General features: G+C 63.3%; 13 protein-coding genes. 9 read left to right on the forward strand and 4 right to left on the reverse strand.

Features of this window, described 5'->3' with window-relative positions:
• Positions 1 to 22: 22 nt before the first annotated feature.
• Positions 23 to 805, reverse strand: a complete 783-nt coding sequence (locus tag QTL95_RS06965) for an SDR family oxidoreductase (protein ID WP_289719579.1) — start codon at positions 803 to 805, stop codon at positions 23 to 25.
• Positions 806 to 1011: 206 nt separating this feature from the next.
• Between QTL95_RS06965 and QTL95_RS06970 the strand changes: the two genes are divergently transcribed.
• The 4 genes from QTL95_RS06970 to QTL95_RS06985 all read left to right on the forward strand — a co-directional run bounded on the left by QTL95_RS06970 (position 1012) and on the right by QTL95_RS06985 (position 6805).
• Positions 1012 to 1443: an OsmC family protein gene (locus QTL95_RS06970; protein ID WP_289719255.1), complete on the forward strand. Its 432-nt coding sequence runs from the start codon at positions 1012 to 1014 to the stop codon at positions 1441 to 1443.
• Positions 1444 to 1821: 378 nt separating this feature from the next.
• Entirely contained in the window at positions 1822 to 2430 is a 609-nt protein-coding gene (locus QTL95_RS06975; protein ID WP_289719256.1) for a TetR family transcriptional regulator, read from the forward strand.
• Between the two features lie 58 nt (positions 2431 to 2488).
• Positions 2489 to 3637: an efflux RND transporter periplasmic adaptor subunit gene (locus tag QTL95_RS06980; RefSeq protein WP_289719257.1), complete on the forward strand. Its 1149-nt coding sequence runs from the start codon at positions 2489 to 2491 to the stop codon at positions 3635 to 3637.
• A gap of 24 nt (positions 3638 to 3661) precedes the next feature.
• Entirely contained in the window at positions 3662 to 6805 is a 3144-nt protein-coding gene (locus tag QTL95_RS06985) for an efflux RND transporter permease subunit (protein WP_289719258.1), read from the forward strand.
• Positions 6806 to 7093: 288 nt separating this feature from the next.
• Here QTL95_RS06985 and QTL95_RS06990 read toward each other — a convergent pair whose 3' ends face one another.
• The 3 genes from QTL95_RS06990 to QTL95_RS07000 all read right to left on the reverse strand — a co-directional run bounded on the left by QTL95_RS06990 (position 7094) and on the right by QTL95_RS07000 (position 10079).
• Positions 7094 to 8014: an ROK family protein gene (locus QTL95_RS06990; RefSeq protein ID WP_289719259.1), complete on the reverse strand. Its 921-nt coding sequence runs from the start codon at positions 8012 to 8014 to the stop codon at positions 7094 to 7096.
• Positions 8015 to 8088: 74 nt separating this feature from the next.
• Entirely contained in the window at positions 8089 to 9423 is a 1335-nt protein-coding gene (locus tag QTL95_RS06995) for a sensor histidine kinase (RefSeq protein WP_289719260.1), read from the reverse strand.
• 2 nt (positions 9424 to 9425) lie between these two features.
• Positions 9426 to 10079 carry a response regulator gene (locus QTL95_RS07000; RefSeq protein WP_289719261.1) on the reverse strand — a complete coding sequence of 218 codons (654 nt, stop codon included), beginning with the start codon at positions 10077 to 10079 and terminating at the stop codon, positions 9426 to 9428.
• A 242-nt stretch (positions 10080 to 10321) separates the two neighbouring features.
• On the opposite strand from QTL95_RS07000, the gene QTL95_RS07005 reads away from it, so the two are divergent.
• From QTL95_RS07005 to QTL95_RS07025, 5 genes are all read left to right on the forward strand, one after another.
• Entirely contained in the window at positions 10322 to 11275 is a 954-nt protein-coding gene (locus QTL95_RS07005) for a sugar-binding transcriptional regulator (protein ID WP_289719262.1), read from the forward strand.
• A gap of 146 nt (positions 11276 to 11421) precedes the next feature.
• On the forward strand, positions 11422 to 12735 hold the full coding sequence (locus tag QTL95_RS07010; RefSeq protein ID WP_289719263.1) for an ABC transporter substrate-binding protein: 1314 nt from the start codon (positions 11422 to 11424) through the stop codon (positions 12733 to 12735).
• 128 nt (positions 12736 to 12863) lie between these two features.
• On the forward strand, positions 12864 to 13736 hold the full coding sequence (locus QTL95_RS07015; RefSeq protein ID WP_289719264.1) for a carbohydrate ABC transporter permease: 873 nt from the start codon (positions 12864 to 12866) through the stop codon (positions 13734 to 13736).
• A 1-nt stretch (position 13737) separates the two neighbouring features.
• A complete protein-coding gene (locus tag QTL95_RS07020; RefSeq protein ID WP_037179537.1) occupies positions 13738 to 14568 on the forward strand; it encodes a carbohydrate ABC transporter permease in 831 nt (276 codons plus the stop codon).
• Between the two features lie 18 nt (positions 14569 to 14586).
• Complete coding sequence (locus tag QTL95_RS07025; protein WP_289719265.1) at positions 14587 to 15567, forward strand: ABC transporter ATP-binding protein; 981 nt, start codon at positions 14587 to 14589, stop codon at positions 15565 to 15567.
• The last annotated feature ends 44 nt before the right edge of the window (positions 15568 to 15611 follow it).

A 15611-nucleotide genomic window follows, 5' to 3' on the forward strand; every position in this document is an offset into this window, starting at 1 on the left:
CTCACACTTTTCCTGGAATTGCCTAGCGCAAAAGCCCCTGTCCGCCGTCGATCCAGACGGGTGTGCCGGTGATGTGACGCGAGCGGTCGGTGGCCAGGAACAGGATGGTCTCCGCGACATCCTCGCTGCGCCCGGCCTTGCCATGGGTGATGGGGATCTCGCCCTCCGGCCAGATCACAGGAACTTCGCTTTCCGATTTGTTGCGCTGGTCGGTGTTGTCATCGATGCTGGTGTCGATCGCGCCGGGGCACACTGCATTGACCCGGATACGGTGCTTGCCGAGTTCGAGCGCGAGCTGCTGGACCATCGCCACCTGACCAGCCTTGGTCGCGGTGTAGGCGGTGGCGCCAGGCGTGGTGAAGGTGCGGGTGCCGTTGATCGAGGAGACGACGATGATCGAGCCGCCGCCACCGGCCTTCAGATGCGGCACCGTGAGGTGCAGCGTCAGATAGGTGCCGCGCAGGTTGACCGCCATGGTCTTGTCCCACTCCTCCGGCTTGAGGTCGTCGATCGGCGCCCAGACGCCGTTGATGCCGGCATTGGCGACGACGATATCGAGGCCGCCGAATGTCCGTGTCAGCGTCTCGACGGCTGATCGCATCTGCGCCTCGTCGCTGGTGTCGGCGGTGAGCGCGATCGCCTCGCCGCCGTTGTCACGGATCTCGTCGCGGGTGGCGTTGATCTCGCTTTCGGTGCGGCTGAGCACCGCGACCTTGGCGCCTTCGGCCGCAAGGGCCAATGCGGTGGCCTTGCCGATGCCCGAGCCGGCGCCGGTGACCAGCGCGATCTTGTCGCTGAGTTCCATCATCGATTTCTCCCGTCCTGGTGAAGGCCAAATGTTCGAGGGCGGGGATGGTTCCTGCATCGGCGGCCAATCAAATTTCGCAGGAGTGTCGCCTTCCTGCGTTAGAGGATTATATCCTGCCACGGAGGGGCCGATCGCGCCTCTTGACGGGACGACGTGGCAAGTCCGCTGCGCTGGAAAGACACTCAATCCAACAGGAGAACGGCATGCAGATCAATCGCACAGGTTCCGCACAATGGTCGGGCGGCATCAAGGACGGCAAGGGGCAGATCTCGACGCAGAGCGGCGCGCTCAAATCCTATCCCTACGGTTTCGCCAGCCGCTTCGAGGGGCTTCCGGGCACCAATCCGGAAGAACTGATCGGCGCGGCGCATGCCGGCTGCTTCACCATGGCGCTCTCGCTTATCCTCGGCGATGCCGGCTTCACCGCCACCAACATGGAAACGACCGCCAAGGTGACGCTCGAAAGCGTCGAGGGGGGCTTTGCCGTCACGGCAATCCACCTGACGCTGCGCGGCACGGTTCCCAATGCCGATGAAAAGACCTTCATCGAACTGGCGAACAAGGCGAAGGCCGGTTGCCCGATTTCCAAGGCATTGTCGGCCGTGCCGATCACGCTGGATGCGCAGCTCGCCTGAACGGGCGATCAATGATGTCTACGATGCCGCGGCGCGATGCGCCGCGGCATTTTTTGTTCGTGGGTGTAGTTGTGGTGAAAACCCCTCCCCAACCCCTCCCCACAAGGGGGAGGGGCTAACGCGTGGCATTGTGCCTGCCCCAATCTTTCGTAAGCGCCTGTTGAACGGTTCCTGTCTCTGGTGAGAACGTCGCCCCCAGCAAGCCCCTCCCCCTTGTGGGGAGGGGTTGGGGAGGGGTCTTGGCCCCAGGCTGAATGACGCGACCTTTCATAAAACCACCTCTTCTCCCGCACCGCAAAAGATTGACTTCTGTCGACTGATGTTTTACGACTGACGAAATTCAAAAATCGTCATTCGTAAGTCGAGATGGCAAAAGACATGAACGACAGCGTCGAAAATACCCTCGAAGCCACGCGCCAGGAGAATGTCACCCGCATTCTCGATGCGGCGGAACGGCTGTTTCGCCACTACGGCTATTCGAAGACGACGGTCGCCGATATCGCCCGCGATCTCGGCATGTCGCCGGCCAACGTCTACCGCTTCTTTTCCTCCAAGATCGAGATCCACCAGGCGATCTGCGGCCGCATGCTCGCCGCCAGCTACCGGCAGGCCTATGACATCTGCCATATGCCGCTCAGCGCTTCCGAGCGGCTCAGCCGGTTCGTGCGCGCGCAATACCAGATGACCGTCGAGACCATGCTGGACCAGGAGAAGGTGCACGAGATGGTGGTCGTCGCCATCGAGCGCGACTGGCATGTCATCGAAGCGCATGTCGACAGCATTCACGATCTTCTGGCCGAGGTGATCCGAGAGGGTATCGAGGCCGGCGAGTTCGTCGATCAGGATCCGGCCGTGGCGTCGCGCTGCTTCGGCTCGGCGACGGTCAACCTCTGCCACCCGATCATGGTGGCGCAATGTCTTGCCAAGACCAACCGCGCGACGGTGGACGAGCTGATCGATTTCTCGATCCGCGCGCTGAAGAAATAAGCCTGGCGCCAGACCGCCGGGCACATCAACAAACATAACCATTTCAGGAGTGCGAAAGATGATTTCGCTGAAGACAGTCAAGTTGCCGTCCGTTGTCAGTTTCGCGCTCCTCGGCGCCGTCTCGCTCGCCGTTTCCGGCTGCAGCGAGGAGAAGAAGGCGGAGACCAGGGAGATCCTGCGGCCCGTCAAGGTGGTCGAGATCGCCAAGGCCGGCGACGCCAGGTCGCTCGACTATTCCGGCGCGGTCAAGGCGCGCGTGGAGATGAATTTAGGCTTCCGCGTGGCCGGCAAGATCACCGAACGCCGCGTCAATATCGGCGACCGGCTGCAGCCCGGCGACCTGATCGCGCGCATCGACGCCACCGACTACGAACTTGCGACGAAGACGGCCGAGGCCAATCTCGCCGCCGCCGAAAAGGGCGTCGGCACCGCCGATCTCGCCAACAAGCGCGCCCAGCAGCTGTTCGACAAGAGCGTCACCGCCAAGTCGCAGCTCGAGCAGGCGTCGCTGAGCTACGACCAGGCGGTCTCGACCCGAGACGCGGCGGCGTCTTCGCTCGATCAGGCAAAAAACCAGGTGAGCTATGCAGAGCTCAAGGCCGACCAGAGCGGCATCGTGACGGCGATCAGCGCCGATGTCGGCACCGTGGTCGCCGCCGGAACGCCGGTCGCGACCGTTGCGCTCGACGGCGAGAAGGAAGTGCAGATCGCGGTGCCGGAGAACGACATCGCCGAATTCAAGCCGGGCAAGACGGTGAAGGCGAGCTTCTGGTCCGCGAGCAAACTGGTGCTCGACGGCAAGGTTCGCGAAGTCTCCGGCAGCGCCGATGCGCAGTCGCGCACCTTTGCGGTCCGCGTCAGCCTGCCGAACGACGACCGCGTGCTGCTCGGCATGACGGCGACCATCGAGGCAGATGTCAGCAACGCCAATACCAACGTGTCCATCCCCTTGTCGGCGTTGGCTGAGAAGGACGGCAGGAAGATCGTCTGGGTGGTCGATCGCGGCCAGCAGACGGTGCATCCGCGCGACGTCACGGTGGCCGACTTCACCGGCGATGGCGTCAACGTCTCCGACGGCCTGAAGACCGGCGATCTCGTTGTTGCCGCCGGCACGCAGTTCATGACCGACAATCTCAAGGTCAAGCTGCCGGGCCAGCAGTCGGCATCCGCCGAAACTGCAGCCGAGAGCGGCGACGTCGTTCGCTAAGCGATCAGGAGAGGGAACGGGACAATGGACAACTCCAACACCGAGAAGAAGCCCTTCAACCTGTCGCGCTGGGCGATCGGCCATCCGAGCATAGCGCGCTTCCTGTTCGGGCTCATCCTGATCACCGGCGTGCTCGGGCTGATGCGCATGGGCCAGAAGGAAGATCCCGACTTCACCTTCCGCGTCATGGTCGTGCAGGCGGTGTGGCCGGGCTCGTCCATCCAGGAGATGGAAGACCAGGTGGTCAACAAGATCGAGCGCAAGCTGCAGGAAACCCCGCATATCGACTGGGTGAAGTCCTATACGCGCGCCGGTTCCGCCGTCATCACGCTGCAGGTCAAGGGCGATACCAACGCCGCGCAGGTTGCCGACGCCTTCTACCAGGTGCGCAAGAAGGTGGGCGATATCTCACGGGAATTGCCGGAGGGCCTGCTCGGCCCCTATTTCAACGACGAGTTCGGCGATACCTTCATCACGCTGCACTCGATCAGCGGCGATGGCTACAGCTATCCCGAGCTGAAGAAGTTCGCGATCCAGGCGCGCGACATGCTCTTGACGACGCCGGGTGTCGAGAAGGCCGTGATCATCGGCGACCAGCCGGAGAAGATCTACATCGACGTCTCCTCCAAGGCGCTCGCCGAGCGCGGACTGACGATCGTCGACCTGCAGAACGCCATCAAGGGGCAGAACAGCGTCGATCCGGCGGGCTCTGTCGATACCGGCACGCGCTCGGTGCGCATCGCCGTCGAAGGCGACGTGACGCGGGCGGAGGATATCCGCGAGCTCCGGCTCAAGGCCGGCAACCAGGTGACGCGCCTCGGCGATATCGCCACCGTCTATTCCGGTCTCGAAGACCCCTACCAGAAGAAATACCGCTTCAACGGCCACGAGAGCGTCCAGGTCGGCGTCGTCATGGCCAAGGGCTACAAGGTCACCGATGTCGGCAAGGATGTCGAGGCGACCTACAAGCATTTCGAGGAATCGCTGCCCTACGGTGTGGCCGTCGACCAGATTTCCAACCAGCCCGATGTCGTCACCGACGCGGTGAGCGAGTTCATGCATGCGCTCGGCGAAGCGTTGGTCATCGTTCTGATCGTCTCGTTCCTGTCGATCGGCTGGCGTTCGGGCCTCGTCATCGCCATCGCCATTCCGCTGGTGCTGGCCGCCACCTTCGCCATCATGTACGAGCTCGGCATAGACCTGCAGCGTATTTCGCTGGGTGCCCTGATCATCGCGCTCGGGCTCCTCGTCGACGATGCGATGATCGTCGTCGAACTGATGGAGCGGAAGCTCGAGGAAGGGCTGGTGAAGATCGAGGCGGCGAGTTTCGCCTATTCCTCGACCGCTTTCCCGATGCTGACGGGTACGCTCATCACCACCGCCGGCTTCATCCCTGTCGGCTTTGCGGAATCGACCGCCGGCGAATATGTCCGCACGCTGTTCTACGTCGTCGGCATCGCGCTCGTCGTCTCGTGGTTCGTCGCGGTCTATTTCACGCCGTGGCTCGGCTACATGATCCTGAAGCAGCGCCATCACGCCGGCGGCGATCATCACGACGCCTTCGACACGCGCTTCTACCATCGCCTCAGGGCAACGGTGGGCTGGGCCGTTCGCCACCGCATCATCGTGGTCGCGATGACGCTCGTGACCTTCGTCACCAGCCTCTGGGCCTTCCAGTTCATTCCGCAGAACTTCTTCCCGCAGTCCTCGCGTCCGGAGATCCTCGTCGATCTCTGGCTCCCTGAAGGTACCAGCATCAAGGACGTCGAGACGCAATCGAAGGCGCTCGAAGCCAAGATCATGGACGACAAGGATAAGAAGTTCGTCGCCACCTATATCGGCGAGGGCGCGCCGCGCTTCTTCCTGCCGCTCGACCAGCAGCTTCCGAACCCGAACTTCGCACAGCTTCTGATCATGGCGAACGACGAGCCGGCCCGCGAACGGCTGATCGTAAAGCTGCGCGGCATCCTTGCTGAAGACTTCCCCGACATCAGGGGCAAGGTCGATCGCCTGTTCCTTGGTCCGCCGACCGGCTGGCCGGTGCAGATGCGCGTCATGGGTCCGGATCGTCAGGAAGTTCGCAGGATCGCCGACGAGGTGAAGGCGAAATTCCAGGCCAATCCGCTGCTCGGCGCCATCCATGACGACTGGCTGGAGCAGGTGCCTGAAATGAAGCTGGTCATCGACCAGGATCGCGCTCGTGCGCTCGGCGTCACCTCGCAACGCGTCCGCCAGATGCTGCAGACCGCCATGTCCGGCGCGCCGCTCGATGATTTCCGCGATGGCGAGGAGACGGTGTCGATCGTCGCCCGCGAGCCAGACCAGAACCGCTCGCTGCTGTCGGCGGTCAACTCGGTCTATGTGCCGACCGACTTCGGCGGCTTCGTGCCGGTCTCGCAGATTGCCAAGGTCGTGCCGGTTCTCGAGCAGGGGATCGAATGGCGCCGCGACCGCCTGCCGACGATCAGCGTGCGCGCCACGCTGCCTGATGGCGTGCAGTCCAACGACGTCGTGATGAAGATGTATGCCGAGATGCAGGGCCTGCGCGACAGCCTGCCGGCCGGCTACAAGGTGGAGATCCAGGGTGGTGCCGAGGATTCGGCCGAAAGCCAGGCCTCGATCGCCGCCAAGGCGCCGATCATGCTCGTCGTGATCGTGCTTCTCTTGATGGCGCAGCTGCAGCACTTCGGCAAGGCGATGCTGGTGCTGGCGACCGGTCCACTGGGGATCATCGGCGCGGCCGCCGCGCTCTTGATTTCGGGCGCACCGTTCGGCTTCGTGGCGATCCTCGGCGTCATCGCGCTGCTCGGCATCATCATCCGCAACTCGATCATCCTGATCGACCAGATCGACCAGGACATCAAGGCGGGCATGCACCGGCAGGAAGCGATCGTCGGCGCTGCCGTGCGCCGTTTCCGCCCGATCATGCTGACGGCGCTGACGGCCGTTTTGGCGCTGATCCCGATCTCGCGCGGCGTCTTCTGGGGCCCGCTCGCCTACGCCATGATGGGCGGGATTTTGGTTGCCACGGTGCTGACGATCCTGGTGCTGCCGGCGGCCTATGCGCTGTTCTTCGGCAAGGAGCCGAAGACGAAGGCGAGCGGGGAGGGGCATTCCAACAGCAACGAGGCGGATGATCGGCTTCCGCCGGCGATGGCGGCGGAATGAGAACGCAGACGGCGCGGTGAGAACCGCGCCGTTCTTGTTTTGGGGGGCTGACGTTTCTTCAGAGTTTGTGGTCAGTCCCTGATGCAGCTCCTTCAGAGTTTGTGAAAAGTCCCCTCCCCAACCCCTCCCCACAAGGGGGAGGGGCTTGCTGGGCGCACCCTTTTTGCCGAACCGAAACGTCTCACGGCCGCTCGTTACGAGAGCAGGTGCGGACGATGCCACGGGTTAGCTAGCCCCTCCCCCTTGTGGGGAGGGGTTTTGTTGCTTCGAGGGAACGGCTGCTCCCCGCTAACCCACGCTCTCCGCTTCCGCCTTCAGCCCCAGCAGCGCCGCGCCGATCAGCCCCGGCTCGACCCGACACTGGCTGCGGACCACGAGCGGGCGGTTGAATTTGCGGAGGATGCGCTGGCGCACGGCCTTGTCGAGTTCGGCGAGCAGCGGCTCGACGGACGAGAGGCCGCCGCCGACGGGGACGATGGTGGCGCCGGTGATGTTGATGGTCAGCGCCAGCGGCGAGGCGACGAGGTCGACGAAGACGTCGATGGTGCGCGTGGCATTCGGCTCGCCGTTCAGCCAGTCGGTGACGATCTCCTCGCTTGACCGGTCGAGGTCGTGCAGCGTCTTGTGCAGGCGTTCCATGCCGCGGGCGCCGCCGACGGTGTCGATGCAGCCCTTCTGGCCGCAGCCGCAGGGATAGGCCGGGATTTCCACCGGCGGGTGACCGGCGTGGGTGGCCATGATCGGGCCGTGGCCCCATTCGCCGGCAAAGCCGCCGGCCTCGTTGATCAGGCGGCCATCCGCGACGATGCCGCCGCCGACGCCGGTGCCGAGAATGGCGCCGAGCACGATGCGGTGGCCGCGACCGGCGCCGAGGCCGGCTTCGGCGATGGCGAAGCAATCGGCATCATTGGCGATCAGGATCGGCAGGCCGAGCTCGCGCTCGAGATCGGCTGCGAGGTTGCGGCCGTGGATGCAGGGGATGTTGGCGCAGGTGAGCGCCTGGGTGTCGGGGTCGACGACGCCGGCGATGGAGAAGGAAAGCCTGCTCGGCGTCTCGCCTGTTTCGGTAATGATGTCGCACAGCGTCTGAACGAAGGCGTTGAAGTCGTCCTTCGGCGTCGGACGACGGCCGAGCGGCGTGATGTCGGTTTCGGAATGGGCGATCCCGCCCTTGATGGCGGAGCCGCCGATGTCGAATGAAATGATCATTTCGGTCTGTCTGTTCCCTGGTCTTGCGCGTCTGCTCGCACCCTCTATCGCGATTTGCAACCCCGTTCGTCATTTCAGGCGGGCAGGGTGATGCGCGCCTCGAAGCCGCTGTCGCTGCCGCTGGCGGGTGACAGAAGCTCCAGCGTGCCGCCCATCTGCGAGACGATACGGTCGGCGATGGCAAGGCCGAGACCGGAGCCCGAGGCCGACGTCTTGCCACGGCGGAAACGCTTCTTAAGCGTCGCGATGTCCATTTCACGCAGCACCGGTCCCTCGTTGATGACGCGCAGCACGCCGTTGTCGGCGAGGCTGACGCTGACCGGGCCGTCCTTGTCGCCGTGGACGAGGGCGTTCTCGATGAGGTTGCGGGTGACGATGCCGAAGGCGTCCATGTCGGCATTGCGGATCAGCGTCGTGTCCTCGGCGGCGTCATAGTGCACACGCCCCTGCGAGCGGCTGTCGCGCTCGAAATCGGCGACGATCATGTCGAGCACCGGACGCAGGTCGGAGGAAGTGTCGCTGCCGCCGATGCCGGCTTCGGCGCGTGCGAGCTGCAAGAGCTTCTCGGCGAGACGCCCGAGGTTGACCAGCGATGTTTCGACCTGCCGTGCGCGGGTCTGCGTCGGTCCCGGGGGGAGCTCGTCGGCAAGGCGCTGCGTCTGGGCGAGCGCGCCGGCGATCGGGGTGCGCAGTTCGTGGGCGCTGTTGGCGGTGAATTCGCGCTCGGCCTCAAGCGCCGAACGCAGCCGGCCGAGCAGAAGGTTGACGGAGCGGGCGATGGGTTTCAGCTCGCGCGGGATGTCGCCGCTCTCGACCTCGGCCATGTTGCCGCTGTCCTTGGTGGCGATGTCGCGGCGCAACGCATCGATCGGCCGCAACGCGCGCCCGACGATGAACCAGATCGCGAAGATGCTGAACGGTATCAGGATGACCAGCGGAATGAGCAGCGTGACGGCACTTTCGCGCACGGCCTCGCGGCGGTTTTTGAAACGGTCGGCGACCTGCAGGAAGAGGGAGCCGTCGGCGGTCGCCTCGGTATAGATGCGGGCGGCGTCGGTGTCGTGGAAGCCGGTGCGGATCGGCGCGTCGAAGGGTTCGGCCGGCGCATCGTTGGAGCGCAGCACGATCTTGCCGCTGCTGTCGCGCACCTGGTAGGTCAGATACTCGCGGCTGGCGGCGGTGGCGAGCATGGCGACGCTTCGGGGATCGGTGTTCGACCGCTGGTTCATGTCGTCGAGGATCAGCGCCAGCAGGCGCTCGGTCGTCTCCTGCTGGGCGCTGTCGAAGATCTCGTCGAACTCGTGCTGCATGACGCGTATGCTGAGGCCGATGGCGGCCAGCCAGAACACCACCATCACGGTGGTCAGCGCGAGGATGAGGGGACGGGTGAGGCTGCGTTCGCGTTTCATGGTCATCCGAGTGTATAGCCGATGCCGCGGGCGGTGCGGATGCGGTCGCGGCCGATCTTCTTGCGCAGCCGGCTGACATAGACTTCGACGGTGTTGCTCTCGATTTCCGAACCGAAGGCGTAGAGCGCTTCCTCGATGCGGTCCTTGGGAACGATGGCGCCGGGCCGGGCGGTCAGGAGATCGAGTACCGCCCATTCGCGGCTGGTGAGGATGATCGGCTCGCCGCCGACCGAGAGCTTGTGTTGCGGGCGGTCGATCTCGATATCGGAAATGCGCAGAACCGGATGCGGATTGGCGTCGTAACGGCGGGCCACCGCCATGATGCGGGCCTCGAGCTCGCCAAGGTTGAACGGCTTGACGAGATAGTCGTCGGCGCCGGCGTTGAGCCCTTCGATGCGGTCGGAAATCTGGTCGCGGGCGGTGAGGATGATGACCGGCACCTTCATGTCGCTCTTGCGCAATTGGCGCAGGAAATCGACGCCGCTGCCATCGGGCAGCTGCAGGTCGAGCAGGATCAGACCGTAATCGACCGGGTGGGCGGCGGCTTCGGCATCGGCCAGGTTCTGGACCCAGTCGACCGCGTGATTGGCGGCGATCACATGGTCGCGGACGGCCCCGCCGATCATCTTGTCATCTTCAACCAGCAGAATACGCACGGTTTTTCCCTCGATTGCCGTAGGCCATCAGCAGCGGTTCAGGCCGCAAGAGGCTTGGCTGCGAAACATGGCGGCGAAAAGGCGCGGTGGCAATCGCCGGTGACGCCATGGTTGAAAATAGTCGTCGCTTTCGAGCAAGGCGCTCGACATTTGCCGGAATTTTGTTTTCATCTGGCGCAAAGACGATTCAAAGCCACATCCCTCCGGGCCTGCCCGGACCAGCCTGCGCGGTGACGATTGACATGGTGAAAAGACCTGAAACACAGGGACGGCTGGACGATGCGGCGCGCGCCGGCTGGCTCTACTATGTCGCCGGGCGTACGCAGGACGAGATCGCGACATCGATGGGGATTTCGCGGCAATCGGCGCAGCGGCTGGTGTCGCTGGCGGTCGCCGAGCGGCTGATCAAGGTCCGGCTCGACCACCCGATCGCCGCCTGCCTGGAACTGGCCAACGCCGTGCGCAAGAAGTTCGACCTCAAGCATGTCGAGGTGGTGCCGAGCGATCCGGGTTCCAGCTCAGCGATCGTCGGTATTGCCGAGGCGGCGGCGGCCGAGATCGAGCGCTGGCTGAAGAGGACCGATCCGATCGTGCTGGCCGTCGGCACCGGCCGAACGCTGAAGGCGGCGGTCGATCAACTGCCGGCGATCGAATGCCCCAACCATCGGATCGTGTCGCTGACCGGCAACATCGCGCCTGATGGATCGGCGGCCTATTACAACGTCATCTTCAGCATGGCCGACGCCGTGAAGGCACGGCATTTTCCGATGCCGCTGCCGGTCCTCGTCACCTCGGCAGAAGAGCGCGAGACGCTGCACGCGCAGCAGCTGGTGCGCTCGACGCTCGACATGAGCGCGCAGGCGGACGTCACCTTCGTCGGCATCGGCGAACTGGGGATCGACGGACCGCTCTGTGTCGATGGCTTCCTGGAAAAGGACGAGATGATGGAGCTGATGCGCAATGGCGCCGTCGGCGAGATCTGCGGCTGGATTTTCGATGGTGAAGGCCGGCTTCTGGACAACCCGATCAACGAGCGGGTGGCATCGGCGCCGATCCCCTCGCGCGATTCGTCCGTGGTCATCGGCATCGGCAAGGGCAAGCGCAAGTTCAAGGCCATCAAGGCGGCGGCGCTGGGGCATCAGATCAACGGTCTGATCACCGACGAGGAGACCGCCGAGTTTTTGCTCAAAGCCTGAGCAAAAATTTATTCCTATTGAAATCAGATATTTAACTCTATGTTTCGCGCATGCAGCAACGAATGGAGATTGACATTTGTTGCGTCAGGATGAGTAATTGCCCATGAGCAAAGCGAATGCTCGCTAACATCTTCTGGGAGGAAGATATGACATTTAAAACTTTTCTGCTGGGCGCCTGCTCGGCATTGGCTTTTGCTGGCGCGGCTTCGGCCGAAACGCTGACGATCGCAACCGTCAACAACGGTGACATGGTCCGCATGCAGAAGCTGACGGACGATTTCAAGGCAAAGAACCCCGGCATCGATCTTGAGTGGGTAACGCTCGAAGAAAACGTGCTGCGCCAGAAGGTCACGACCGATATCGCGACCAAGGGCGGCCAGTACGACGTTCTGACGATCGGCAACTACGAAGTGCCGATCTGGGCCAAGCAGGGCTGGCTTCTGCCGCTCGAAAACCTCGGCGACAAGTATGACGCCAAGGACCTGCTGCCCGCGATCAGCGCAGCGCTGACCGTCGACAGCAAGCTCTACGCCGTGCCGTTCTACGGCGAAAGCGCGATGATCATGTATCGCACCGACCTCTTCGAAAAGGCCGGTTTGAAGATGCCCGACGCTCCGACCTGGGACTTCATCGCCGACGCGGCGAAGAAGATCACCGACAAGGACAAGGAAGTCTACGGCATGTGCCTTCGCGGCAAGGCCGGCTGGGGTGAGAACATGGCGTTCCTCACCGCGCTCGACAACTCCTTCGGCGGTCGCTGGTTCGACGAAAACTGGAAGCCCCAGTTCGACAGCCCGGAATGGAAGGAAGCGCTCGGCTTCTACGTCAACCTGATGAAGGAAGCCGGCCCTCCCGGTGCCTCCTCGAACGGCTTCAACGAAAACCTGGCGCTCTTCCAGACCGGCAAGTGCGGCATGTGGATCGACGCGACGGTCGCCGCTTCGTTCGTCTCCAACCCGAAGGACTCGACTGTCGCCGACAAGGTCGGTTACGCGCTGTTCCCGACCAAGGGCGAGATGAAGAACCACGGCAACTGGCTGTGGTCGTGGAACCTTGCCATCCCGGCAACCTCCACCAAGGCTGAAGCCGCGCAGAAGTTCGTCGCCTGGGCGACCGACAAGGCTTACGGCGAACTGGTCGCGAGCAAGGAAGGCTGGGCAAACGTTCCTCCGGGCACGCGCACCTCGCTCTACGAAAACGCGGATTACCAGAAGGCCGCTCCGTTCGCCGCCAAGACGCTCGACGCGATGAAGGCCGCCGACACGCAGAAGCCGACCGTCAAGGCGGTGCCTTATACCGGTGGTCAGTTCGTGGCGATCCCTGAATTCCAGGGCATCGGTACGGCCGTCGGCCAGCAGTTCTCGGCAGCCGTTGCCGGCCAGATCTCCGTCGATCAGGCCCTGCAGAGCGCACAGCAGCTGACGACCCGCGAAATGACCAAGGCTGGTTACATCAAGTAAACCTCCTGAGAACGGCGGAGTGCCCGGCACTCCGCACCCCTAAGGCCGCCGAGTTGCCCGAATTGCATCGGCGGCCCTTTTTGTCCCTGGGCCTTGCAGCCATCCGCTTTCAGAAAAGACGGTGAACCATGGCAACGTTACACACCCGCTCCGCGGCGCGCATGATGATGACACCCTCGGTGTTGCTGCTCTTCGCGTGGATGATCGTCCCGCTCGTGATGACGATCTACTTCTCGTTCATCGACTACAATCTGCTGATGCCGGGCGACAACCGCTTCGTCGGCTTCCTCAATTACCATTTCTTCCTCACCGACCCGGCCTTCTTCGACGCGTTGATCAATACGCTCGTTCTGGTCTTGAGCGTGCTTGTGATCACCATCGTCGGCGGCATCGCGCTGGCGCTGCTGCTCGACCAGCCCATGTTCGGCCAGGGGATCGTGCGCATCCTCGTGATCGCGCCGTTCTTCATCATGCCGACGGTCGCCGCGCTGGTGTGGAAGAACATGTTCATGAACCCGGTCAACGGGTTGTTCGCCTATATCGCCAAGCTGTTCGGCCTGCAGCCGCTCGACTGGCTGTCGAACGCGCCGCTGTTTTCGATCATCCTGATCGTCGCCTGGCAGTGGCTGCCGTTCGCCACGCTGATCCTCCTGACCGCGCTGCAGTCGCTGTCGGAAGAGCAGAAGGAAGCGGCCGAGATGGATGGTGCGGGCTTCTTCTCGCAGTTCGTCTACATCATCCTGCCGCACATGGCGCGGGCGATCACCGTCGTCATCCTGATCGAGACGATCTTCCTGCTCTCGGTCTTCGCCGAAATCCTCGTTACCACCAACGGCGGCCCCGGGACGAGCAGTACGAACCTTACCTATCTCGTCTACAACAGGGCCTTGCTGCAGTTCGATATCGGCGGCGCTTCGGCCGGCGGCATCATCGCGGTCATCCTCGCCAACATCGTTGCTATCTTCCTCGTCCGCATCGTCGGCAAGAACCTGGAGACCTGAGATGGCCAGACGGATCACAACCCAGCGCAAGGTGATCGTCACGGCGATCGCCTGGACCATCGGCATCGTGCTCTTCTTCCCGATCCTGTGGACCTTCCTGACCAGCTTCAAGTCGGAAGCCGACGCCATCGCATCGCCGCCGCAGTTCCTGTTCTTCCACTGGACGACCGAGAACTACGCGGAGGTGCAGAGCCGATCGAACTACTTCAGCCACTTCCTGAACTCGGTGATCATCTCTTTCGGCTCGACGCTGCTGGGGCTTCTGATCGCGGTTCCGTCCGCCTGGGCGATGGCGTTCTCGCCGACCAAGCGCACCAAGGACGTCTTGATGTGGATGCTGTCGACGAAGATGATGCCGCCGGTCGGCGCGCTCATCCCGATCTACCTGCTCTTCCGCAATACCGGCCTGCTCGACAGCCGCCTCGGCCTCGTCGTCGTGCTGATGCTGATCAACCTGCCGATCATCATCTGGATGCTTTACACCTACTTCAAGGAAATTCCCGGCGAGATCCTTGAGGCGGCGCGCATGGACGGCGCCTCGCTCAGCAAGGAAATCATCTACGTGCTGACGCCGATGGCGGTGCCGGGCATCGCCTCGACGTTGCTCCTCAACATCATCCTGTCCTGGAACGAAGCCTTCTGGACGCTCAACCTCACGGCCTCGAAGGCTGCGCCGCTGACGACGTTCATCGCTTCCTATTCCAGCCCGGAAGGACTTTTCTACGCCAAGCTTTCGGCAGCATCGACCATGGCAATCGCCCCGATCCTGATCCTCGGCTGGTTCAGCCAGAAACAACTCGTCCGCGGCCTGACGTTCGGCGCGGTGAAATAAGAAACAAGGGAGAGAAACATGGGCAGCATTACCCTTCAGAAAGTTTCGAAGGTCTTCGGCGAAGCCAAGGTCATCCCTTCGATCGACCTCGAGATCAAGGACGGCGAGTTCGTCGTCTTCGTCGGCCCGTCGGGCTGCGGCAAGTCCACGCTGCTGCGGCTGATCGCAGGCCTCGAGGATGTCAGCGGCGGCAAGATCGTCATCGACGGCAAGGACGCGACCGAGACCGCGCCTTCGGAACGCCGGCTCGCCATGGTCTTCCAGTCCTACGCGCTCTATCCGCATATGAGCGTGCGCAGCAACATCGCCTTCCCGCTGAAGATGGCGGGCATGGCGAAGCCCGAGATCGACAAGAAGGTGGCGGACGCAGCCCGCGTCCTCAACCTCACCGACTATCTCGACCGCAAGCCGCGCGCGCTCTCGGGCGGCCAGCGCCAGCGTGTCGCGATCGGCCGCGCCATCGTGCGCCAGCCCTCGGCCTTCCTGTTCGACGAACCGCTGTCGAACCTCGATGCGGCGCTGCGCGTCAACATGCGCCTCGAGATCAGCGAGTTGCACCAGCAGCTGAAGACGACGATGATCTACGTCACCCACGACCAGGTGGAAGCCATGACCATGGCCGACAAGATCGTGGTGCTGAACCGCGGCAATATCGAGCAGGTCGGCTCGCCGATGGAGCTCTACTCCAAGCCGCGCAACCTCTTCGTCGCCGGCTTCATCGGTTCGCCGAAGATGAATTTCGTGCCGCAGGGCTCGCAGACGCTCGGCGTGCGCCCCGAACACATCCAGCTTTCGATGGAAAGCGGCGAGTGGAAGGGCAAGGTCGTGGTCGCCGAACATCTCGGTTCCGACACCTTCCTGCATGTCGATGTCGAGGGCATCGGCCAGATGACGGCACGCGGCGACGGCAACTTCCCGGCCAAAGCCGGCGACACCGTCTACCTGACCGCCGACAAGGCCCGCATTCACAGGTTCAACGAGCAGGGCCTCGCCATCTGAACGAGGCTTAAGGGGTGGGGATGACAGCGCGTGCCGGACGAGGT

The organism is Rhizobium sp. S152 (assembly GCF_030380735.1).
In the GTDB taxonomy this organism is placed as follows: Bacteria; Pseudomonadota; Alphaproteobacteria; order Rhizobiales; family Rhizobiaceae; genus Rhizobium.

Coding starts and splice junctions, on each gene's coding strand:
- QTL95_RS06965 (WP_289719579.1), bottom strand. CDS start 805: ATGGAACTCAGCGACAAGATCGCGCTGGTCACCGGCGCCGGCTCGGGC.
- QTL95_RS06970 (WP_289719255.1), top strand. CDS start 1,012: ATGCAGATCAATCGCACAGGTTCCGCACAATGGTCGGGCGGCATCAAG.
- QTL95_RS06975 (WP_289719256.1), top strand. CDS start 1,822: ATGAACGACAGCGTCGAAAATACCCTCGAAGCCACGCGCCAGGAGAAT.
- QTL95_RS06980 (WP_289719257.1), top strand. CDS start 2,489: ATGATTTCGCTGAAGACAGTCAAGTTGCCGTCCGTTGTCAGTTTCGCG.
- QTL95_RS06985 (WP_289719258.1), top strand. CDS start 3,662: ATGGACAACTCCAACACCGAGAAGAAGCCCTTCAACCTGTCGCGCTGG.
- QTL95_RS06990 (WP_289719259.1), bottom strand. CDS start 8,014: ATGATCATTTCATTCGACATCGGCGGCTCCGCCATCAAGGGCGGGATC.
- QTL95_RS06995 (WP_289719260.1), bottom strand. CDS start 9,423: ATGAAACGCGAACGCAGCCTCACCCGTCCCCTCATCCTCGCGCTGACC.
- QTL95_RS07005 (WP_289719262.1), top strand. CDS start 10,322: ATGGTGAAAAGACCTGAAACACAGGGACGGCTGGACGATGCGGCGCGC.
- QTL95_RS07010 (WP_289719263.1), top strand. CDS start 11,422: ATGACATTTAAAACTTTTCTGCTGGGCGCCTGCTCGGCATTGGCTTTT.
- QTL95_RS07015 (WP_289719264.1), top strand. CDS start 12,864: ATGGCAACGTTACACACCCGCTCCGCGGCGCGCATGATGATGACACCC.
- QTL95_RS07020 (WP_037179537.1), top strand. CDS start 13,738: ATGGCCAGACGGATCACAACCCAGCGCAAGGTGATCGTCACGGCGATC.
- QTL95_RS07025 (WP_289719265.1), top strand. CDS start 14,587: ATGGGCAGCATTACCCTTCAGAAAGTTTCGAAGGTCTTCGGCGAAGCC.